This window comes from Nonomuraea cavernae (genome assembly GCF_014646355.1).
GTDB classification, from domain to species: domain Bacteria; phylum Actinomycetota; class Actinomycetes; order Streptosporangiales; family Streptosporangiaceae; genus Nonomuraea; species Nonomuraea cavernae.
The window spans coordinates 65,279-86,344 of the sequence record NZ_BMNH01000008.1; the positions used below are offsets into that span (position 1 = coordinate 65,279).

20 protein-coding genes and 1 pseudogene are annotated in these 21,066 nt (G+C 70.2%); 9 read left to right on the plus strand and 12 right to left on the minus strand.

Annotation, left to right across the window (positions count from 1 at the left end; translation table 11 throughout):
• Positions 1-36: 36 nt before the first annotated feature.
• The 6 genes from IEY82_RS15725 to IEY82_RS39905 form a co-directional block, all read right to left on the minus strand.
• Positions 37-876 (minus strand): NAD(P)H-binding protein, encoded by an 840-nt coding sequence (locus tag IEY82_RS15725; RefSeq protein ID WP_189124862.1) that lies wholly within the window; start codon positions 874-876, stop codon positions 37-39.
• A 28-nt stretch (positions 877-904) separates the two neighbouring features.
• Positions 905-1,783, minus strand: a complete 879-nt coding sequence (locus IEY82_RS15730) for a Rieske (2Fe-2S) protein (protein WP_189124863.1) — start codon at positions 1,781-1,783, stop codon at positions 905-907.
• A 63-nt stretch (positions 1,784-1,846) separates the two neighbouring features.
• Positions 1,847-2,458, minus strand: coding sequence for an HD domain-containing protein (locus IEY82_RS15735; RefSeq protein ID WP_189124864.1), 612 nt, complete (start codon positions 2,456-2,458; stop codon positions 1,847-1,849).
• A 1-nt stretch (position 2,459) separates the two neighbouring features.
• Positions 2,460-4,649: a molybdopterin-dependent oxidoreductase gene (locus IEY82_RS15740; protein ID WP_189124865.1), complete on the minus strand. Its 2,190-nt coding sequence runs from the start codon at positions 4,647-4,649 to the stop codon at positions 2,460-2,462.
• Between the two features lie 136 nt (positions 4,650-4,785).
• On the minus strand, positions 4,786-5,451 hold the full coding sequence (locus IEY82_RS15745) for a hypothetical protein (protein WP_189124866.1): 666 nt from the start codon (positions 5,449-5,451) through the stop codon (positions 4,786-4,788).
• Between the two features lies 1 nt (position 5,452).
• The gene (locus IEY82_RS39905; protein ID WP_263647933.1) at positions 5,453-5,584 is read right to left on the minus strand and encodes a hypothetical protein; all 132 of its coding nucleotides are present in this window, start codon (positions 5,582-5,584) and stop codon (positions 5,453-5,455) included.
• A 243-nt stretch (positions 5,585-5,827) separates the two neighbouring features.
• Between IEY82_RS39905 and IEY82_RS15750 the strand changes: the two genes are divergently transcribed.
• The 3 genes from IEY82_RS15750 (at position 5,828) to IEY82_RS15760 (ending at position 7,532) form a co-directional block, all read left to right on the plus strand.
• A complete protein-coding gene (locus IEY82_RS15750; RefSeq protein ID WP_189124867.1) occupies positions 5,828-6,100 on the plus strand; it encodes a hypothetical protein in 273 nt (90 codons plus the stop codon).
• A 289-nt stretch (positions 6,101-6,389) separates the two neighbouring features.
• On the plus strand, positions 6,390-7,253 hold the full coding sequence (locus IEY82_RS15755; RefSeq protein WP_189124868.1) for a helix-turn-helix domain-containing protein: 864 nt from the start codon (positions 6,390-6,392) through the stop codon (positions 7,251-7,253).
• Positions 7,254-7,307: 54 nt separating this feature from the next.
• A complete protein-coding gene (locus tag IEY82_RS15760; protein WP_189124869.1) occupies positions 7,308-7,532 on the plus strand; it encodes a DUF397 domain-containing protein in 225 nt (74 codons plus the stop codon).
• Between the two features lie 296 nt (positions 7,533-7,828).
• Here the strand turns inward: IEY82_RS15760 and IEY82_RS15765 are convergent, their stop codons facing one another.
• The gene (locus tag IEY82_RS15765; RefSeq protein ID WP_189124870.1) at positions 7,829-9,235 is read right to left on the minus strand and encodes an MFS transporter; all 1,407 of its coding nucleotides are present in this window, start codon (positions 9,233-9,235) and stop codon (positions 7,829-7,831) included.
• 109 nt (positions 9,236-9,344) lie between these two features.
• Here IEY82_RS15765 and IEY82_RS15770 point away from each other — a divergent pair, with 109 nt between their 5' ends.
• The 5 genes and pseudogenes from IEY82_RS15770 to IEY82_RS15790 all read left to right on the plus strand — a co-directional run bounded on the left by IEY82_RS15770 (position 9,345) and on the right by IEY82_RS15790 (position 14,902).
• Positions 9,345-10,169 carry a helix-turn-helix transcriptional regulator gene (locus IEY82_RS15770; RefSeq protein WP_225262850.1) on the plus strand — a complete coding sequence of 275 codons (825 nt, stop codon included), beginning with the start codon at positions 9,345-9,347 and terminating at the stop codon, positions 10,167-10,169.
• 83 nt (positions 10,170-10,252) lie between these two features.
• Positions 10,253-11,329 carry a CapA family protein gene (locus IEY82_RS15775; protein WP_225262848.1) on the plus strand — a complete coding sequence of 359 codons (1,077 nt, stop codon included), beginning with the start codon at positions 10,253-10,255 and terminating at the stop codon, positions 11,327-11,329.
• A gap of 41 nt (positions 11,330-11,370) precedes the next feature.
• Positions 11,371-13,095 carry an SDR family oxidoreductase gene (locus tag IEY82_RS15780; RefSeq protein WP_189124871.1) on the plus strand — a complete coding sequence of 575 codons (1,725 nt, stop codon included), beginning with the start codon at positions 11,371-11,373 and terminating at the stop codon, positions 13,093-13,095.
• 124 nt (positions 13,096-13,219) lie between these two features.
• The gene (locus IEY82_RS15785) at positions 13,220-13,789 is read left to right on the plus strand and encodes a TetR/AcrR family transcriptional regulator (protein WP_225262846.1); all 570 of its coding nucleotides are present in this window, start codon (positions 13,220-13,222) and stop codon (positions 13,787-13,789) included.
• Between the two features lie 112 nt (positions 13,790-13,901).
• Positions 13,902-14,902 (plus strand): annotated as a pseudogene (locus tag IEY82_RS15790) (DUF8094 domain-containing protein).
• 38 nt (positions 14,903-14,940) lie between these two features.
• Here IEY82_RS15790 and IEY82_RS15795 read toward each other — a convergent pair.
• On the minus strand, positions 14,941-15,285 hold the full coding sequence (locus IEY82_RS15795; protein ID WP_189124874.1) for a hypothetical protein: 345 nt from the start codon (positions 15,283-15,285) through the stop codon (positions 14,941-14,943).
• A gap of 163 nt (positions 15,286-15,448) precedes the next feature.
• Here IEY82_RS15795 and IEY82_RS15800 point away from each other — a divergent pair, with 163 nt between their 5' ends.
• Entirely contained in the window at positions 15,449-15,979 is a 531-nt protein-coding gene (locus tag IEY82_RS15800; protein WP_225262840.1) for a tetratricopeptide repeat protein, read from the plus strand.
• Positions 15,980-16,111: 132 nt separating this feature from the next.
• Here the strand turns inward: IEY82_RS15800 and IEY82_RS15805 are convergent, their stop codons facing one another.
• The 4 genes from IEY82_RS15805 to dnaJ form a co-directional block, all read right to left on the minus strand.
• Positions 16,112-16,732, minus strand: a complete 621-nt coding sequence (locus IEY82_RS15805) for a hypothetical protein (protein ID WP_189124875.1) — start codon at positions 16,730-16,732, stop codon at positions 16,112-16,114.
• A 216-nt stretch (positions 16,733-16,948) separates the two neighbouring features.
• A complete protein-coding gene (clpB, locus tag IEY82_RS15810; RefSeq protein ID WP_189124876.1) occupies positions 16,949-19,519 on the minus strand; it encodes an ATP-dependent chaperone ClpB in 2,571 nt (856 codons plus the stop codon).
• 4 nt (positions 19,520-19,523) lie between these two features.
• Complete coding sequence (locus tag IEY82_RS15815) at positions 19,524-19,874, minus strand: heat shock protein transcriptional repressor HspR (RefSeq protein WP_189124877.1); 351 nt, start codon at positions 19,872-19,874, stop codon at positions 19,524-19,526.
• 3 nt (positions 19,875-19,877) lie between these two features.
• Positions 19,878-21,053, minus strand: a complete 1,176-nt coding sequence (dnaJ, locus tag IEY82_RS15820; RefSeq protein WP_189124878.1) for a molecular chaperone DnaJ — start codon at positions 21,051-21,053, stop codon at positions 19,878-19,880.
• Positions 21,054-21,066 lie beyond the last annotated feature (13 nt).

Below are 21,066 nucleotides of genomic sequence, written 5' to 3' on the forward strand. Positions count from 1 at the left end.
CTGGGCTGAGTGCCGGGGCGCTGTCGCCCCCCGTTCTCAGCGGAAGTCGGCCGCGTGGTCCTCCGCCCACTGGCGGAAGGTCAGCGCGGGCCGGCCGAGCAGTGTCCGCACGGTGTCGGTGACCTTCTCCGGCTCGGTCACGAACGACGCCCACCCCCGCAGGGCGCCGTCCACGAACGTCGCGTCACCCCATGCCGCCAGCAGCTCCTCACGGGCGACCTCCGGCGGCAGATCCTCCCAGCGCACCTCGCGCCCCACGACCTCGCCGATGACGCGCACCTGCTCGGCCTGCGTCAGCCGCTCCGGCCCGCTGAGCACGTACGCCGCGCCGCCGTGCCCGGCCGAGGTGAGCACGTGCGCGGCCACCGCCGCGATGTCCTTCTCGTGGATCAACGACCGCGAGGCCTCCCCGTACGGCCAGCGCACCACGCCCTGCCGGATCTGGTCGGCCCACCCGAGCGTGTTGGTCGCGAAGCCGCAGGGCCGCAGGAACGTCCACGTCAGCCCGCTCTTCCGGATGAGCCGTTCGACGTCCTGGTGGAAGATCGTGGACTGCTCGTCCTCCCGGAGGTCCGCCACGTCCGCCGACAGGTAGACGATGCGGCGCGTCCGTCCGGCGATGGCCTTCACCACGGCCGAGGCCGTCTCGGCGGAGAAGCCCGGCCAGACCAGGAAGACGGTCTCCACGTCCTTCAGCGCCGGGCCCAGGGTGTCGGGCACCGTCAGGTCGCCGCGGACCGCCTCGATCCCGGCGGGAAGGGTGGCCCTGGAGGGGTCACGGACCAGCGCCCGGACGTCGAGTCCGGCGCCGGCGAGTTGGTTGGCGACGTGCTTGCCGACGTTGCCGGTCGCCCCGGTCAGCAGAATCTTGCTCATGAGCCGACCGTAGGACCTCAAGTAAAGTTCAGGTCAAGCTCGGGCGGACCTGGATCATGCCGTCCTTGCGGATGCGCGTCTCGAAGACGGGCGCGGGCGCGGTCGCCGGCCCGTGCTCCACCGCGCCGTCGTCCAGCCGGAACGTGCTGCCGTGCCAGGGGCAGACCACGCACACCTCACCGTCCTCCACGACGAGTCGGCCCTGGTGGAGCGGGCCCGCCAGGTGCGGGCAGCGGTCCGCGAGCACGGTGACGCCGTCGCCGTGCCGGAGCACGAAGAGCTGGATGTAGCCGAGCCGCCGGGCGACCGGCCGGCCCTGCGGCAGGTCGTTGAGCATGCACAGGTCGTGCCAGCCCAGCGGCACCAGATGGGTCACCTGCGGGGCGTGGTTGGCGCCCGCCGCCAGCCGGTAGGCCAGGTGGCCGCCGAGGTAGGCTCCGAGGCCGCCCACGGCCAGGCCGGCGAAGGACAGCGCGCGTCCGGCGCGCTCCCGCCCTGACACGCGTGACAGCACCGAGGCGGTGAACAGCCCGAGTGCGGTCACATTTGCCAGCATGTGCACGAGTCCTACCCGCTGCTGCTCGCGGTGCAGAGACGACCAGTCGGTCAGCCCGGCGGCGGCCGTGGGCAGCGCGTTGCCGATGCCCACGGTCAGCAGGAGCCGCGCGGCCCGGGGATCGATGGAAGTGAGGTCGAGCACGGCGGCGGAGAACCAGCAGCCGAGGCTGATCGTGGCCAGCGGCGGGTGCAGCGGCTTGCCCGTGGGCACGCCGTGCAGCAGGTCCCGCAGCTTCCCGGGTCGCAGCTTGCCGCGTACGGCCGTGGCCAGCGACTTGATGGGTTTGTCCATGACCGTGGACTTCTCAAGCCGTACGGCGAGATCGACCGGTCCCGTGAAACCGTGCATTTGCTTACGTCTCGGTCGTACTGTCTCTTTCACGACAAGTCACCTACCCCGGGGGTAAGGGGGTCATTCGGATAGGTGTCCCCTGGTGACGGAGAGTCGTACCAGCTCCTGGGCGTACGCGCCGAGTGACGGCGACCCCTCGGCGATGAGCCGGACCTTCTCCTCGACCTGCGTGGCCGTCACCTTGAACAGCGGCCACGTCCCGCCTTCGGTGTTGTGGTTGGCCAGGATCGGCGCGAACCGGTCGAGCGCCCTGGCGAACCTCGCCTCCGGCGTCTCACGGGCCTCGAACTCCTCCCACAGCGCGCGCATCGGCTCGGCCTGGCCGGCGGGCAGCAGGCTGAAGATCCGGTCGGCGGCGGCCCGCTCGGCCTCGGCCTGGGCGGCCACCGCGACCGGATCGTAGATGAAGGTGTCGCCCGCGTCGATCTCGACCAGGTCGTGCACCAGCAGCATGGCCATGACCCGCTGGAGGTCGGTGCCGGGTGGAGCGTGCTCCCCGAAGATCATCGCGAGCATGGCCACGTACCAGGAGTGCTCTGCGTCGTTCTCCCGTCGCGAGCCGTCCATCAGCAGGTTGCGGCGGATGACCCGCTTCAACTTGTCGATCTCGACGGCGAAGGCGATCTGGGCGGTCAGGCGGTCCTCTGCTGGTGCGATAGTCACGCGCGACACCCTAATGCGCGATGATCACAGCAGTGGGCGAAATCGTGACCGGAACCCCGTTGAACACCGCGTTTCCGGACGGAACATCAATAGTGGTCTCATCGGTCAAGGCATTCGCGTTGACCCCGGCGTGCTCGGCGGCCACCGACTGACTGCTGCCCGCGTGCCCCCAGCCGTGGGGCAGGGAGACGACGCCGGGCATGATCGTGTCGGTCGGCTCGATCGGCACCCTGAGCTCGCCCTTGGCCGAGCGCACCACGGCCTCGCCGTCGAGCGCGAGCCTGGCCACGTCGGCCGGGTTGATCTGCAGCGTGCACCTGTTGCTGCCGCCCACCAGCGGCCCGACGTTGTGCATCCAGCTGTTGTTGGACCGCAGGTGCCGCCGCCCGATCAGCACGATCTCCGCCGGCTCTCGCTCCAGCCCGGCGCGCAGCCGTTCGACGTCCTCGACGAGCTGAGGCGGGGCGAGCTCGATCAGGCCCGAGGCGGTCTTCAGCACCTCGGGCAACCGGGGCTCCAACGGCCCGAGGTCCAGCCCGTGCGGGTTGTCGAGCAGCTTGCGCAGAGACAGGTCGCCGCCGCCGGACCACTCGCCGTAGGGGCCGAGCCTGAGCATGAGGTCGAGCCTGCGCTCCGTCCCCGACTCGCCGTCGAGCGCGGCCCGCAGCTCGGCCACGTCGCGTCCCTCGACGCCCGATCCGGGGGTGTCCACGGCCTTGGCCAGCGTCTGGCCGATGACGAACTCGTCGAGGTCGCCCTCCAGCCCCGACGCGATCATGGCCAGCCTGGACAGGATCCGCGCCTCGGACGGCCGCCCGTCCAGCGGCAGCGCCGGCGGCGAGTAACGGGTGTAGTTGCGCACCGCGAACCCGAGCAGCGCGAAGTCGTAGTGCCCCGACTGCAGCACGCGCGGCGGCGGCAGGATGACGTGGGCGTGCCGGGTCGTCTCGTTCAGGTAGGGGTCGACGCAGACCATGAAGTCGAGCCCGGCGAAGGCCGTGTCGAGCCGCGGCCCGTTGGGGGCCGACAGCACCGGGTTGCCCGCCACGGTGACGAGCATCCTGATCTGCCCGTCTCCCGGCGTCTCGATCTCGTCGGCGAGCGTCGCCACGGGCAGCTCGCCGTTGGCCTCCGGCAGCCCTCTGACGCGGCTCCGCCACCGCCCCACCGTGTACGGCCTGCGCCTGCCGCCGGACTCCGTGGCCGACTTGGGGAACATGACGCCGCCCGGCCGGTCGAGATTGCCGGTCAGCACGTTCAGCACGTCGACCAGCCACTGGGCCAGCGTGCCGAACTCGGCCGTACAGGTGCCTATCCTGGCGTAGACGGCGGCCCGGCGCGCCCCGGCCAGCTCCCGCGCGAGCCGTACGATCACCTCGGCGGGCACGCCCGTGTGCCGGCCCACCACGTCCGGCGGGAAGTGCTTGGCCGCCTCGCGCACCTCGTCCAGCCCGTTGACCTCGTGCGAGAGCCGGACCAGATCCTCGGCGAACAGCGTGTTCACCAGGCCGAACAGCAGGTAGGCGTCGGTGCCCGGCCGGACGAACACGTGCTCGTCGCCGAGCGCGGCGGTGCGGGTGCGGCGCGGGTCGACCACGACCAGCCGGCCGCCCCGCGCGCGCAGCGCCTTGAGCCTGCCGGGGAAGTCGGGCGCGGTGCAGAGTGAGCCGTTGGACTCCAGCGGGTTGGCGCCGAGCATCAGCAGGTAGTCGGTCCGGTCGAGGTCGGGCACCGGGATGGCGAGGGGGTGGCCGAACATCAGTCCGCTGGCCACGTGCTTGGGCATCTGGTCGGACGTGCTCGCGGAGAAGATGTTGCGGGTGCCGAGCGACTTGATCATCGGCCCGGCGTAGAGGGCGCCGGCCATGGTGTGGGCGCTGGGGTTGCCCAGATAGACGGCGACGGACTCGCGGCCGTGCCGCTCGGTGACCGCTTTGAGGCCCTGCTCGACGGCGGCGAACGCCTCGTCCCAGCCGGCCTCTCGCCACTGCTCGCCGTCCCTGATCAACGGCTTGCGCAGCCGGTCGGGGTCCTCGTCGAGGCGGCCGAGACTGGCGCCCTTCGGGCAGATGAACCCCTTGCTGAACGGGTCATCGCCGTCTCCCCGGACGCTCGTGACGTGCCCGCCCTCGTCGAGGGTGAGCGTCAGGCCGCAGACGGCCTCGCACAGGGGACAGGTCCGGTGAACGGTCGACGTCATCACGACTCCTGAGTTCGGAAGTTGAACTCATCTTGTCTCGTACGGCGCGCATGCGGAAGCCCCGGAGCCCCCGCGGTCTCCGGGGCTTGGCCGGCGGGCCGCCCGGCCGGTCAGCCGGCCAGGGGGCGCCGGCCGATCAGCCGACCCGCGGCAGCGCGAGCTTTCTGGACAGCTCGGGCAGCGTCAGCAGATCAGGCGGCTCCTCGACGTCGGGTCGCATCGAGATCCAGGCTCGGCGACCGTAGAACCGGTCGAGCCCGGGGGAGACGGCACCCGGGATCTCGTCACGCCGGACGATCTCGACGACCACCAGGTGCGCCCAGGCGCGGTGCTTGTAGACGTTGACGGTCCTGGCCCAGCAGGCCGCCGCGATCTCCTCGGCGTACGCCTCGAACTCCGCGGCCGAGATGCCGGCCCTGGTCAGGATCAGCGCCTTCTCGCCCGTACGGGTCGGCGTGATCCAGAGCACCAGCGGAATCCGGCCCGACCGGGTGTGCATCGTGGTCTCCAGGCAGGTGCGCTGCAGGCGGTGTCTGGAGACCACGCACCAGATGTGCGCCGTCACCCAGTTGCGGCCCGCCCGGGTCGCGGCCGGCACCGAGATCGCGCTGGTCAGCACGATGAACGGCATCCAGTGGCCGTGCTGCGCCGCGCTCAGGAAGGTGAAGGTGAGCAGGCCGAGCGCGGCGGTCAGCAGCAGCTCGGCGCGGATCCGCCACAGTCTGGCCGGCAGGCTCCCGCGGCCGGCGGCCGGCAGGTCCTCGTTGGCCGGGTACATCTGGTTCCGTGGGTTCCTCGGCATCTCACGACACCTCCTCTGGCACTCTCGGCATGACCCTGAGCTGGTCGAATCGGGGATCCCGATAGGTGCGGGCGCCGAATCCGGACTTCGAGACGGTCCAGTCTCGCCGGAAGGCGAACTCGTCCGGCTCCATGCAGATCTCCCGATCCGCCCACGCGATGAGTTCCCGGATCCGGGACTTGATTCGACTGAGTCCCTTGGTACCTTGTGAGTACATAGAAGACCCCTTTCGCGGCATTATTCGAGGTGGCTTCTTTCGCCGGACTGATGGCTTACGACCGGCGTCGTCGCAGGGTGGCAGCCCTTATGCGGCGATCGGTGGTCGGCCTCGGTCCGGCTTTTCCATGGTGATTCCGGTGCTCGATCGCGATGCTGGATGGCGATGCTCGACCGAGCGATGGTCGCGGCGATTCGTCAGGTGGTGGCGGGATCCCTCCGGCAGACGGCCTCCCTGGGGTCGAGATACAAATCCGGGACGGCGACGTTGCCGATGGAGCGGCCCGCGAGGCCGCGCGTGTACGTGGACGGAATCCCCCGGGTGCTCGGCCGTCCGGTCAACCCCGGCCTCCTCGTCGATCGGGTTCCTCCTGCGCACGATCGTCTCCCCGTCGCCGTGATGCCGCAATACTTTGAGCAAGAGAAGATTTAAATTTCTTCGTGCATTGCTCGCCGATTTGCTATGCATCTACATGTGCAACTTGCACGCGAACTCTCGGGAACGCCTGTGGCTCGTGAGGGTGCAAGAAATCGTCGCCCCGTCCCCGTCCCCCGAGAGAAGCTTGCTTGCCTCCTACCGTCTCTCCGTGAAAGCCTTATGGCAAGCCTGAGTGGCACTACACATGCAAGTTGCAGTGTAAGATTGGATGAACGGCCCAAGTGGCCGGAGTTCAAACGGTCCTTTCCGGCTACACCTTCCTTCCCGACGAGGAGAGTGGACGGTGCCATCGCAGCAGGGCAGCCCGACTGTCCGAAGGCTCCGACTGGGGCAGGAGTTGCGCCTTCTCCGAGAGCGGCAGAAGCTGACGGGGGCCAAGGCTGCGCGAGAGCTCGGCTGGTCTCCCAGCAAGGTGAGTCGCATCGAGGCGGCGAAGACGATGCCCAGCGCCGAGGACATCAAGGCGATGGGCGAGCTCTACCAGGTCGACGGCGGCAAGCTTGACGAACTCTTCGGCCTGTTGCGGGATGCGGATCAGCGTGGCTGGTGGGAAGATTACGAAGACTCTCTGCCTGAGGAGTACACAAAACTCCTGGGGTTGGAGGCGGAGGCCACGGTCCAGCGCAGTTGGGAACCACAGATTGTGCCGGGTCTCCTCCAGACCGAGGATTACGCGCGGGAGGTCATCCTGGCCACCCGTGGCATCGCGCGCATCACGCACAGTGGTGTCCGCAGCCGTGTCGAGGCCCGCCTCGACCGGCAGCGGCGGGTCCTCAGCAGGGCCGATCCGTCCGAGCTGAACGTCGTGCTCGACGAGTCGGCGCTGATGCGCCGCTTCGGCGAGCCGTCGGTGATGCGTGAGCAGATGGAGCATCTCCTGGAGATTTCTCTGCTGCCACACGTCAGCGTGCGCGTGCTGACGCTCGACTCGCTTCACCCGGTCAACACGGGTGCCTTCATCCATCTGAAGTTCGTGGCGTTCGACGATGTTGTATATCTAGAACAGCTGTACAGCGCACACTTCGTCGAAGACCTCGGGCTGGTGGCTGGATACGAGACGGCCTTCGACCACATCAGGTCGGAGGCGCTCGATGAGGACGAGTCTCGCGTGCTCATCCAGCGCAAGGCCATGCTCTGGCGGCGTTAGAGACGAAGACTTCCACAAGGGGCAATGGCGCCCCTTTACCCATTTGGGGAGAAAATGTACACCGACTCGAAGATGGCGGCTTGGCGGAGGAGTAGCTTCTGCAACGGCGCTTCGGCGTGCGTTGAAGTCGCTCCACTCGCGGACGGCAATGTCGCTCTCAAGGACAGCAAGACCGAGGACGGCCCCGTCCTGGTCTTCACGCCCGCCGAATGGGCCGCCTTCACCGCGGGTGTCCGCGATGGTGAGTTCGACCTGGCCGCGCTCGCCGCCAGCGCATAAAGAACGGCCCTGGCTGGTTGCTGGCACAACACACGCAGGGCCGCTCTGACGCTCCAGCTCTTTGACGGGCGGAAGACTTGATCATCATGGCACAGGACCGACCATGATGATCAACCTCTGAATTGCCCTTTCCCTGGCACGGAACGGAAAACACTCAGCCAGCCCACCGACGACCGCCGCCGCAGCGCCGAGCGCGGCAGGACGGCTCGGGTTTCGAGACCCACGAGCGGGACGACGGTCTGACGTCTCCGTGCGCTCGCGAAGCCGTACGCCCGCGGGTCCTTCGGCCGAAGAGGTCATCCACGTTCCGCCGGGCGGCGGCGCCGTACCAGGAAGAGGGAGCAGGTGCCGGCGAGGACGGCCAGGCCCGCGAGGGCGGCGGCGGTCAGCATCGTGGCCGAGCCGGTGCCCTGGTGGGAGATGAACAGGGTGCCCACCGTGGACACCCCGATGACCTGGCCGAGCTGGATCACGGTGAGCAGCGCGCCACTCGCGTCGGCGGCGTGGGCGTCGTCCACCTGGGCGGTCGCGATGTTCGTCACCGCCACCTGCACGCCGAGCCCGGCGCCGATCAGCGCGCTCATCAGCGCGTACGCCACCCCGCCGCCGTCGGCGAGACCGAGGCCGAGATAGGCGGGGGCGGCCACCACGTATCCGAAGGGCACCAGCGTGCGCTGCTGACGGGCGGGCAGGCGGGGCCAGCCGAGCCCGACGACGGCGAAGGCGAGCGCGCAGGGGATCATCATCATGCCCGAGGCCAGCGGCGACAGGTGGAGGTCGTTCTGCAGGTGCAGGGCCGAGGTGAAGAGGAAGGCGCCCCAGGTCGCCGGCCCGAAGAGCAGCACGCCGAGACCTGGCCGCATGCCCGGGGCGCGCAGCACGCCGGCGCTGATCAGGGGCCGCCCGCCGCGGGCGGTCACGCGGCGTTCGACGGCGACGAAGACCCCGAAGACCACGACGCTCAGGCCCATCGAGACCCAGCCCCACGGCGGCCAGCCCAGATCCCGGCCCAGCACGAGCGGCACCACGAGCAGCAGCACCGCGGCCGACAGGCTGATCAGGCCCCATGGGTCGAGCCCGCCCTGGCCGCGCTCGTCGTCGGCGGGCAGCGCCCTGACACCGGCGATCAGTAACAGCGCGCCGATCGGCACCACGACCAGGAACACGACCCGCCAGCCGGCGCCGAACCCCAGCAGGATGCCGCCGAGCGCCTGACCGGCCACGATGCCGCCGCTCACGACCGCGGACCACAGGGCGATCGCCCGGCCCCGGGCCGCGCCGTGGTAGTTGCGCTGGATCAGGGTGAGCACCTGGGGCATCATCAGCGCGGCGCCGGCGCCCTGCCCGAAGCGAAAGCCGATCAGCCAGCCCGTCGAGGCCGCCAGTCCCGCGCCCAGCGTCATGAGGGTGAACAGGGCCAGGCCGCCGAGGAAGGCGTTGCGGTAGCCGAACAGGTCGCCGAGCCTGGCCCCGGTGATCAGCAGGACGGCGTAGACGATGGTGTAGCCGGCCACGATCATCTGCAGCGCGGCGCCGGAGGAGCGCAGGTCGGCCTCGATGGTGGGGGTGGCCACGTTGACGATGTTGACGTTCAGGATCGCCAGGAACTGCCCGACGAGGATCACCGTCAGGAGCAGGCCGCTGGCCCGGGTCCGCTCCGGCGGGATGACCGGAGTGGTGGAAACGGCGATGGCACGCGTCATGACCTCCAGCATGAGGCCAATCTGATACCAGTAACGAGAGCCCATTTATACTGGTACTGGTGCTACCTGGCTAACCGGTTCCGGGTGCCTCCACAGTGGAGTGGTGACCGTGACAGAAGCTCGGCGTTCGGACCTGGCGGCCTTCCTTCGCAGCCGTCGCGAGCGGATCACGCCCGAGATGGTCGATCTGCCGCCCGGCCCGCGCAGGCGCACCCCCGGCCTGCGCCGCGAGGAGGTGGCGCAGCTCGCCGGGGTGGGCGTGACCTGGTACACGTGGCTGGAGCAGGGTCGCCCGATCAACGCCAGCACCCAGGTGCTCGACGCCGTCGCGCGCACGCTCCGCCTCGACCCCGTGGAGCGGCAGCACCTCTACCGGCTGGCGGGCCAGCCGGAGACCGCGCTCACGGCCGACGTGACCCGGGTGACTCCCGAGATGCGGGAGATCCTCGACCGGCTCGACCCCCTGCCCGCCTGCCTGGCCAACAGCCGCTGCGACGTGCTGTCCTGGAACACCGCCTACGGCGCGCTCTTCCCCGAGATCGTCGCGGCCCCGGAGGGCGAGCGCAACACCCTGTGGCAGGGCTGCGTCAACCCCAGGATGTCGGCCACCCTGGCCGACCGCGACCAGGATCTGTCGCGGGCGGTGGCGATCTTCCGGGGCGCCTACAGCCGCCACTCCGACGATCCCGGCTGGCAGGACTTCGTCCGGCGGCTCAGCGCGGAGAGCGCCGAGTTCGCCAGGCTCTGGGCGCGCCAGGACGTGGCCGAGCGCGGGCCGCGGGACAAGAGGTTCAAGCACGAGGCGCTGGGTGAGATCGGCTTCCGCATCACCAGCTTCGACCTGGCGTCGGCGCCCGAGACCCGGCTGGTGATCTACACGCCGCTCGGGGAGGAGAGCCGGGCCGCCGTCGAGTGGCTCATGGCCGCCGGCTAGCAGCCGCACCGCACCGCGCACAAACCGGTCGCACATGGCATGCTCGTGGGCTGAACGTCTGGATCGAGCGGAAGTGCCAACAAGTGAGACTCCCCCGTGCCCTCCTCGCCGTGGCCGTCGCCGGCGCCCTCACCGCGGCCTCCGCGTGCTCCGCGGCCCAGTCGGAGCCACAGAGCCAGGAGGTGGTCGAGAAGCCCACGACCGCCTCGGCCAAGCCGTCGCCCGTGCGCCGGCCGTTCACGATCTCGTTCGGTGGCGACGTGCACTTCGAGGGGATGCTGCGGCCCCGGCTGAACGACCCGCGCACGGCGCTGGGGCCGATCGCGCAGGTCCTGCGCAAGGCCGACCTGTCCATGATCAACCTGGAGACCGCGATCACCACGGGCGGCACTCCGGCACCGGGCAAGCAGTACACCTTCCGGGCGCCGGCCAGCGCGTTCACCGCGCTCAAAGCCGCGGGCGTGGACGTGGTGTCGATGGCCAACAACCACGGCATGGACTACATGGAGACCGGGCTGGCCGACTCGCTGGCGGCCATCAAGCGGTCCAGGTTCCCGGTGGTGGGCATCGGCAAGGACGAGGCCGAGGCGTACAAGCCGTACCGCAAGGTCGTCAACGGCAACCGGGTGTCGATCATCGGGGCGACCCAGGTGCTCGACGCGGAGTTCATCGCCTCGTGGACGGCCGGCGGCGAGAAGGGCGGGCTCGCCTCGGCCAAGAACGAGGACCGCCTGCTGAAGGCGGTGCGCCAGGCGCGCAAGAACTCCGACACCGTGATCGTGCACCTGCACTGGGGCACCGAGATGCAGAAATGCCCCAACCCGGCGCAGCTCTCGCTCGCCCCCAAGCTGGTCAAGGCGGGCGCCGACGTGGTGGTCGGCGGCCACGCGCACATCCTGCTCGGCGCCGGATACCTGGGCAACGCCTACATCAGCTACGGCCTGGGCAACTTCGTCTTCTACAACTCCAACCCCGCCACCACCGGCCGCACCGGCGTGCTGACCCTCACCATCAACGGCCGCAAGGTGCTCAAGGACAGCTGGACCCCCGCCACCATCCAGGGCGGCCTGCCGGTGCCGATGACCGGCTCGGCCCGAACCCAGGCGGTGGCCGACTGGAAGGCGCTGCGTTCCTGCACCGGTCTGGCCTCGCGCCCCTGACCCGCTCTATGTTTGGACGAGTCGTCCAATAGGAGGTCGCGATGCGATGGATCGAATCCGGTGACGTGCGACTGGCGGTCTTCGAGGAAGGCGATCCGGACGATCCCACGATCCTGCTGATCCACGGCTATCCGGACACGCATCGCGTCTGGGACGAGGTGGCCGAGCTGCTGCGCGACCGTTTCCACGTGGTGCGGTACGACGTGCGCGGCGCCGGCGACTCGGGCGCCCCGCGCGACAACGGCCACTACACCCTCGACCACCTGGCGGCCGACCTGGTGGCCGTGCTCGACGCGATCGGCAAGCCCGCCGTGCACCTCGTCGGCCACGACTGGGGCTCGGTGCAGGGCTGGGACGCGGTGGCCAGGCCCGGCCTGCGCGACCGGCTCATCTCCTTCACCGGCTTCGGCGGTCCGGGCGTCGCCCAGACGACGAGCTTCGTCCGGCGTGGCAGGCGGCGCGACGTGGCCGGGCAGCTCGCCAGGTCGTGGTACATCGGCGCGTTCCAGACCCCCTACCTGCCCGAACTGGCCTGGCGCACGGTCATGCCCGGCCTGCTGGAGCGCACCCTGCGGCTCGACGGCGTCCAGCCCCGCCCCGGCCATCCCGCGCCCACGCTGGAGAAGGACGCCGCCAACGGGCTCTGGCTCTACCGGCGCAACATCGGCGACCGGACAGGCGAGGCCGAGCCGGACATCGGCGTGCCGGTCCAGCTGATCGACGCCACCCGCGACCGGTTCGTGTCGCCGGGCCTGGTGGCCTGGCTCGGGCGGGGGGTGCGGAGGTTCTGGCATCGCCGGATCGCCGCCGGGCACTGGGCGCAGCGCAGCCACCCCGCCGTGGTCGCCCGGATGATCGCCGAGTTCGCCGAGCACACCGATGGCGGCCCGGCCGCGAGGAGTCTGCGCGCCGCGCTGGTGGAGGAGGGGCGCCGGGCGTTCCAGGATCGGCTGGTGGTGATCACCGGCGCGGGCAGCGGGATCGGCCGCGCCACCGCGCGGGCCTTCGCGGCGCACGGGGCCGAGGTGGTCTGCGCCGATCTCGACGCCGAGGCGGCGGCGCGCACCGCCGAGGACCTCGCGGGTACGGCGCACGCCGTACGGGTCGACGTGGCCGACGCCGCACAGATGGAGGACTTCGCACGAAATATCCAGACTGAGTACGGCGTGCCGGACATTGTGGTGAACAACGCGGGGATCGCGGTCAGCGGCGGTTTCCTGGACCACTCGGTCGACGACTGGCGCCGGACCATCGACGTCAACCTGTGGGGCGTCGTCCACGGCTGCCGCCTGTTCGCCGCGCAGATGGTCGAGCGCGGAGAGGGCGGTCACATCGTCAACATCGCCTCGCTCGCCGCGTTCGCCCCGTCGAGGCTGCTGCCCGCCTACTCCACCTCCAAGGCGGCGGTGAAGATGCTCAGCGACTGCCTCCGGGCCGAGCTCGCCGGCAAGGGCATCGGGGTGAGCGCGATCTGCCCCGGCTTCGTGTCCACCCGCATCGCCCACAACGCCACGTTCGTCGGCGACGACGACCTGCGTGAGGCCGCCGAACGCGGGCTGGAGCGCCGTGGCTATCCGCCCGAGCGGGTCGCCGCGCACATCCTCCGCGCCGTGCACCGTGACCAGCCCGTCGTCCCGGTCAACGCCGAGGGGAAGATCGGCTACGCGCTGTCCAGGATCTCCCCGGGCGCGATGCGGGGACTGGCCCGGTTGTCCGGTGTTTCTGAGAGAGCGGTCTCCCGGAGAAATAAGCCCATTGACCGGTAACGATCGCCCCGATGGGGGGAGGATGGAATTCGTGCCGTCCCCCCAGATTGACGAAGACTGTTCGCAGCGCCAGCCGTTACGACGGCGGCCCACGCAGCGCCGTAGCGCGCGTCGCGTCGAGCGGATGCTCGACGCCTGCGCCGAGCTTCTCGACGAGATCGGCTACGAAGCGCTCTCGACCACTCGCATCGCGGACCGGGCCGGTGTCGCGATCGGGTCGGTCTACCAGTTCTTTCCCGACAAACGGGCGATCACCCAGGAGCTGACCCGGCGCAACGTCGAGTTGTTCGTCTCCCGGGTCGGCCGCAGGTTCCTCGACGAGGACTACGACGGCTGGTGGGAGGCGGTCGACGCGATCATCGACGAGTACGTCGCGATGCATCGGAGCGTTCCAGGTTTCAAGAGCCTGCACTTCGGCGACGTGGTCGACCTCAACCTGCTCGACTCCGACTCCGACAACAACACGGTGATCGCCGGGCGGCTGCGCGGGCTGCTGCTCCGTGAGTTCGGGCTGGCCGACAGCCATGAGCTCGACGTGGCCGTGCTGGTGGCCGTCGAGGCCGGCGACGCGGTCCTCAAGCTGGCGTTCCGGCGTCTGCCCGAGGGTTCGCCCGAGATCATCGAGGCGGCCAAGCAGCTCATCCGGGGCTTCCTGTCGCGCCAGCTCAAGGCCTGGTCGCCCACTCCCGCCTAGGGCCGACGCGGGTTCGGATCTTCTTTCGCCCTCCCTGGGTTCTTCGTGCATCCGACACCCGCTGTTGCTACCTTTGGCCGCTTTGGTCCGGAAATATCGGGAGGCGGTCTTGATGCGGCGATTGGTGTTGATAGTCGGGTGTTTGGCGGCGGCGGGATGTTCCGTGCTGCCGGGGGCCGGCGCGAAGCAGACCCCGCCCGCGACGGCCACCGGCACCCCGACCCCGGTGGCCGCGCCCGTCACCGCTCAGGAGACCGCCACGATCCTGGCGAACTACGTCAAGCGCAACAACGCCGCCAACAACGTCAGGAGCGACAAACTGCTGGCGGGTTACGAAGGCGGCTCCAGCCTCGCCATCGACAAGGCGGGTTACGCCTCCAGCCGCAGGCTCGGCCGAGGCGGCTACCGGCCGTTCGGCTACGTCAAGCCCACCCACGCCGTGCCTTCCGTCAAGGAGGGCCGCTGGTTCCTGACCACGGCGTACTGGAACCGCGGGAGCGAGACCGCCAAGGAACCGACGTACCTGCTGTTCGCCCGCGACGGAGAGTCCTGGCGGCAGATGTACGCCCCCGACGTCTTGGAGGGCCAGGCCGTGGACGAACTCCCTGAGATCACCATGGACGCCTCGGGAACGGCCACCGAGGTGGCCCAGTCGGACGCCGCCGGGCTGATGATGTCACCCGCCATGTTCGCCAGGAGCTACGCCGCCCACCTGGTCGGCAAGGGCGCGACGAGGTCCAGGAGCCGTTTCGCGGCCGACCGGCTCACCACCGACGCCGCGTCCAGCCGCGTCAGGATGAACCAGTACGCCAAGCTCACCGAGCGCGCCCCCCGGCGACCGGCCATCCCTCCTACGCCCTGCGCACGGCCGACGGCGGAGCGCTCGCCTTCACCACCATCCAACGGACCAGCCGCTATGACGTACGCCAGGGGCCCCGACGCAACTACGTCTTCCAGAAGAACAACGGACTCCTGCCCGGCAAGTACTACACCTACATGAAGGTCACCCGGCTGATCCAGGTCGTCGCGCACATCCCGTCGAAGACCGCCGACCTCGGCCAGGTCAAGGTGATCGGCTCCTACCAGGGCATCATCTCGGGCAGCGGTCGCTAGCCCGACCTGAGCTCGGCCCCCGCGGCGGCCCCTCGCGCCTAACGCGCCTCGGCCAGTGAGTCGACCAGCTGGGGCAGCCAGTCGGACAGCTGCGCGGGCCGGTGGTCCCTGCGGTGGTGCCGGTCCTCGGGTCGCAGCGCCGTGGCCGGCGGCTCGACCGTCGTCGGCGGGGGCACGCAGTGCTCCGGGAACGACACGGAGCCGCCCTCCCGCGCCTCGCGGGCCATCCTGATGTCCAGCCTGGCCTCGACCGCTCGCAACGAGCGCTCCGCCGAGCGGATCGCGTCCAGGCGTGCCGACAGGTAGCCGGCCGTGCCCGGCAGCAGGGCCGACAGGCTCACCACACAGGCGAGCGTGAAGGTCATCGGCTTGGACATGCCCATCGCAGCCCCTCCCGCCCACGCGCGTGTTAGCGGAATATGCCCGTCGAGCAGCAGGGACACGCCGAGCGTGGTCAGTCTTTAACAAACTGTCGCGAAAACTCGTGCCCTATCGGCGATGTGCATTGACCGGGCAAAGCGGCATGGGGCTCGGTAGTCTCACGTTGTGGCGCATGTGACCCGTGAGCACCTTGATCGCCTGCTTGAGCAGGCACTGCTGGCCGACGACCACAGCTCCCTGGCCAGGCGGCTGTACGACGTCGCGCTGAGTTATTCCTCCGGCGATGTCTCCAGAGCGTCCATCCTGGTCCTCGCGGCCGAGGAATGGCGAGCGGCCGGGCAGCCGGCCCGCGCGATGGAGTGCTTCCAGCGCGCGGTGGAGGACGGCGGCGAGTCGAGCATCGACCCGCGCGCCGGCATCGCCGACACGCTGTTCGAGCTCGACAGACCCGCTGAGGCGAGGGAGGTCATCGAGACCATCCGCACCGAGGGCCGGGCGACCCCGGCGACGTCCCACACGATCGCCGAGACCCTGGTCGCCTACGGCGACCTGAAGGCCGGGCTCGAGTGGGCGACGCAGGCCGTGCTGGCCTGCGACGAGGACGACCCCGAGCACCTGGCCCTGTTGCGCACCCGCTATCGCATCAGGGTCGACCTGGGGCTGCCCGAGGACGAGATCGACGCGCTGATCTCCTGAGCGCGGCGCGAAGAGGCCGAGGCCGGCCGGTCGCGGCCCCTTCACCTATGGAGAGCCGTGGGCGGGCGGCGCGGCCCGCACACGGGCGTGGTGGGCGTCGACGCCGGACCGGCGCCCGCCCAGCGGCCATGGTCAGCCGAGGTCGAGATCCTTCAGCAGATCGCCGACGGCGCCGGCCTCGGCCACGTCCGTCCGGGGCAGCCCGGTGGCGGCCACCGCCTCGGGCACCGTGGCGAGGGTCTTCCTCGCGACCCGGCGCGGCAGCCTGTCCACCGGCCGGCGGAAGACCCCGGGCCGGGGGAGGACCACCGGCCGCTCGCCGTCGGTGAGCTCGCCGAAGGACGTCCTGACGGGCAGCGCGGACGGCACCGTCGGAAGCCCGGGAAGGTCGGGCGTCGAGGTCATCGTCGAAACGTCCCGCAGGCCCGCCGGGTTCTGGACTCCGGACGGCAGCGCGGGGCGGCCCGAGGCGACGCCTCCGGCCAGATCGGCCGCGGCCGTGTCGGGCCGGGCCGTCGCCAGGCCGGTCAGGCCGAGCCGCTTGGCCGTCCGCGTGACGACCTCGGACACCTCCTCGCCCTCCTGCCCGGCGAGGTCGTACACCTCGGCGCCGGCCCCCTGGACGCCGGGCAGGCCGTCGCAGAGCGTCGTCGTGGCCGCCGGCAGGTTCGGCGTCGCCGACCGGTGGGCGCAGTCGTCCGCGGCCGCCGGGCTCGCCGCGAACCAGGCCACCCCCGCGGTCAGAGTGGCCACCGCAATGACGCTTCGGATGTTCCGAGATGACACTTCACGTCCCCCTGATCGTTCTCGGTGATCTGACGAACGCTGAAGCTAGCCAGGCGGGCGACGCGCGGCAGGCGGCTTGCCTGAAGGGTGGGCCAGACCTTACCGAGAGGGACGCCGCCTGACCCTCCCGTGAGACGCCGACGCCCGGAGACCGATCGGTCTCCGGGCGTCGGCCGGGTGTGGTCAGGCCCGCTGGATCGTCAGCTCGTCGTCGCCGAGGTCGACCTTGACCCCGTCGCCGTCGGTGACCTCGCCGGACAGCACCGCCTTGGCCAGCTTGTCGCCGATCGCCGACTGGACCAGGCGGCGCAGCGGACGCGCGCCGTACATCGGGTCGTAGCCGGTGAGCGCCAGCCACTCGCGGGCGGCGGGCGTGACGTCCAGCGTCAGCCTGCGGTCGGACAGCCGCTGCGCGAGCCGGTCGACCTGCAGGTCGACGATGCGGGTCAGCTCCTCGGAGCCGAGCGCGTCGAACAGGATGACGTCGTCGAGCCGGTTGAGGAACTCAGGCTTGAAGGAGCCCCGCACCGCGCCCATGACGGCCTCGCGCTTGGCGCCGTTCTCCAGCTTCGGATCGACCAGGAACTGCGAGCCGATGTTGGAGGTGAGGATCAGGATCGTGTTGCGGAAGTCGACCGTACGGCCCTGCCCGTCGGTCAGCCGCCCGTCGTCGAGCACCTGCAGCAGGATGTCGAAGACCTCGGGATGGGCCTTCTCCACCTCGTCGAGCAGCACCACGGTGTAGGGCCGGCGCCGCACCGCCTCGGTGAGCTGGCCGCCCTCCTCGTAGCCCACGTAGCCGGGGGGCGCGCCGACCAGCCGGGCGACGCTGTGCTTCTCGGAGTATTCGCTCATGTCGATGCGGGTCATCGCGCGCTCATCGTCGAACAGGAACTCCGCCAGCGCCTTGGCCAGCTCGGTCTTGCCCACACCGGTGGGGCCGAGGAACAGGAACGAGCCCGTCGGCCGGTCGGGGTCGGAGATGCCCGCGCGGCTCCGTCGTACGGCGTCGGAGACGGCCTGTACGGCCCGCTGCTGCCCGATGAGACGCCTGCCCAGCTCCTCCTCCATGCGGAGCAGCTTGGCCGTCTCAGCCTCCAGCAGACGCCCCGCCGGGATGCCCGTCCAGGACGAGATGACCTCGGCGATGTCGTCGGGGCCGACCTCCTCCTTGACCATGGCGTTGTCGGGCGGCGCGGCCTCGGACGCGGCGCGCAGCGCCTGCTCCAGCCTGGGGACCTCGGCGTACATGAGCTTGGACGCCGTCTCGAAGTCGCCGTCGCGCTGGGCCCGCTCGGCGCCGCTGCGGGCCTCGTCGAGCTGCTTCTTCAGCTCGCCGACCTTGTTCAGGCCGGCCTTCTCGTGCTCCCAGCGGCCGACCAGGGCGTTGAGCTCCTCCTGGCGGTCGGCCAGCTCCTTGCGCAGCCGTTCGAGCCGCTGGACGGAGGCGTCGTCGGTCTCCTTGGACAGCGCCAGCTCCTCCATCTTCATCCGGTCGACGTTGCGCTGGAGCTGGTCGATCTCCACCGGGCGGGAGTCGATCTCCATGCGGAGCCGGGAGGCGGCCTCGTCGACCAGGTCGATGGCCTTGTCGGGGAGGAAGCGGTTGGTGATGTAGCGATCGGACAGGGCGGCGGCGGCGACCAGCGCGCTGTCGGCGATCTGCACCTGGTGGTGGGCCTCGTAGCGGCCCTTCAGCCCGCGCAGGATCGCGATCGTGTCCTCGACGGTGGGCTCGCCCACGTACACCTGCTGGAAGCGGCGCTCCAGCGCGGGATCCTTCTCGATGCGCTCGCGGTACTCGTCGAGCGTCGTCGCGCCGATCATGCGCAGCTCACCGCGGGCCAGCATGGGCTTGAGCATGTTGCCCGCGTCCATCGAGCCCTCGGCGGCGCCCGCGCCCACCACGGTGTGCAGCTCGTCGATGAAGGTGACGATCTGCCCGTTGCTCTCCTTGATCTCGGACAGCACGGCCTTGAGCCGCTCCTCGAACTCACCCCGGTATTTGGCGCCCGCGACCATCGCGCCCAGGTCGAGCGAGATCAGCCGCTTGTTGCGTAGCGACTCGGGCACGTCACCGGCCACGATGCGCTGGGCCAGGCCCTCGACGACGGCGGTCTTGCCGACGCCGGGCTCGCCGATCAGCACCGGGTTGTTCTTGGTGCGCCTCGACAGCACCTGCACGACCCGGCGGATCTCGGAGTCGCGGCCGATGACCGGGTCGAGCTTGCCGCCGCGGGCCCGCTCGGTCAGGTCGACGCCGTACTTCTCCAGCGCCTGGTAGGTGTCCTCGGGGGTCTCGCTGGTGACGCGGGCGTGGCCGCGTACCTTCTCGAACGCGTCGAGCAGCGCCTGCGGGGTCGCCCCCTGCGACTTGAGCAGCTCGGCCGTCTGGCCGCCGTCGGTGGCCAGGCCCACGAGCAGATGCTCGGTGGAGACGTACTCGTCCTCCAGCCGCTTGGCCCGCTGGGCCGCCGTGTTGATCACGGTCAGCAACTGGCGCGAGCTCGACGGCGCGCTCACGGTCGAGCCCTGCGCCTTGGGCAGCGCGGCCAGCTGCTCCTCGGCCTTGGCCCGCAGTGACTTCCAGTCGGCGCCCACGGCTTCCAGCAGGGGCACGGCGGTGCCGCCGGTCTGGGAGAGCAGTGTGCCCAGCAGGTGAACCGGAGCGATCTCCGGGTTGCCCTCGGCGGCGGCGCGCCGCATGGCCCCCGAAAGAGCCTCCTGACTTTTCTGGGTGAGCTTGTAGTCCATCTTCCTAGGCCCCCGGTGGCAGCTCGTATCGGATCAGCGCCCTGACCATCCGCATCTCGGAGCGGAGGCGGTGAACCTCCTCACGCAGCCGCAGCGCCTCGTTCTCGAGCTCGAGAATCCTCTTGATGCCGGCGAGGTTGATGCCCTCCTCCTGGGAGAGCCGCTGCACCTCGCGCAGCTGGAGGATGTCGCGGGTCGAGTAGAGGCGGCCGCGCCCCGCCGTACGGCCCGGGCAGACCAGCCCGAGCCGGTCGTACTGCCGCAGAGTCTGCGGATGCAGGCCCGACAGCTGGGCGGCCACCGAGATCACATAGACAGGAGTGTCGTCTGACAGGTCGAAATAGTTGGCGTCCATCGGCTACTCGCTTCTGGCTCGCAGAATGAGATCGGCCCGCGGGTCGTCACCCGCGGTCGCGGTGTTGAACTCCGACAGGAGCTCACGCGACTTGTCGTCGAGCGTCTTGGGAACGACCACCTCGACACTGGCGAGCAGGTCTCCCTTGGTGCCGTCCTTGTGGGCGACCCCCCTGCCACGCACCCTGAACGTACGGCCGTTGGGCGTGCCCGGCGGAATGCGCAGCGTGACCGGCATCCCCTTGAGGGTCGGCACCTTGATCTCGGCGCCGAGCGCCGCCTCGGTGAACGTCACCGGCACGACGATCGTGAGGTTGTCGCCCATCCGGCCGAACACCGCATGCGGCTTGACGTTGGTCTGGATGTAGAGGTCTCCGGCGGGACCGCCGTTCTCGCCCGGCGCGCCCTTGCCCTTGAGCTTGACCCGCTGGCCGTCGGCCACCCCGGCGGGAATGCGCGCCTGGATGGTGCGGGTGCTCTTGGCCCGGCCACTGCCCTCGCACACGGGGCAGGGGTCGTCGACGAGCAGCCCGCGGCCCTTGCAGTCGCGGCAGGGCTCGGAGAACGCGAAGTTGCCGAGGTTGCGGCTCGCCGCCCCGGTGCCCTCACAGGTCGGGCAGACCCGCGGGGTCGTGCCGGCCTTGGCTCCCGTGCCGGTGCACGCCGCGCAGGCGGCCGAGCTGGTCAGCCGGAGCGACACGGTGCTGCCCTCGACCGCCTCGGTGAACGTCAGCGTGACCTCGGACTCGACGTCCTGGCCGCGACGCGGACGCGTCGTGCCGCTCGTACGCGTCGAGCCGCCGCGGTTGAACAGCCCGCCGAACAGGTCGCCGATGCGGTCTCCCGCACCGTGACCGCCCTGCGGGCCGGCCGTGCCGCCGAACAGGTCACCGAAGTCGAACGGGAACCCGCCACCGCCGGGACGCTGGCCACCGACACCCGACCCGAACAGCGTGCGCGCCTCGTCGTACTCCTTGCGGCGCTTGCTGTCGGACAGGATGTCGTAGGCCTCGGAGACCTCCTTGAACTTGGTCTCCTTGGCCGAGTCGCCCTGATTGGTGTCCGGGTGATACTGCCTGGCCAGCTTCCGGTACGCCTTTTTGATCTCATCGGCGGTGGCGGACTTGGGCACACCAAGGACGGCGTAGTAATCCTTCTCCAGGTAGTCCTTGGTGCTCATCTACAGGGCCCTT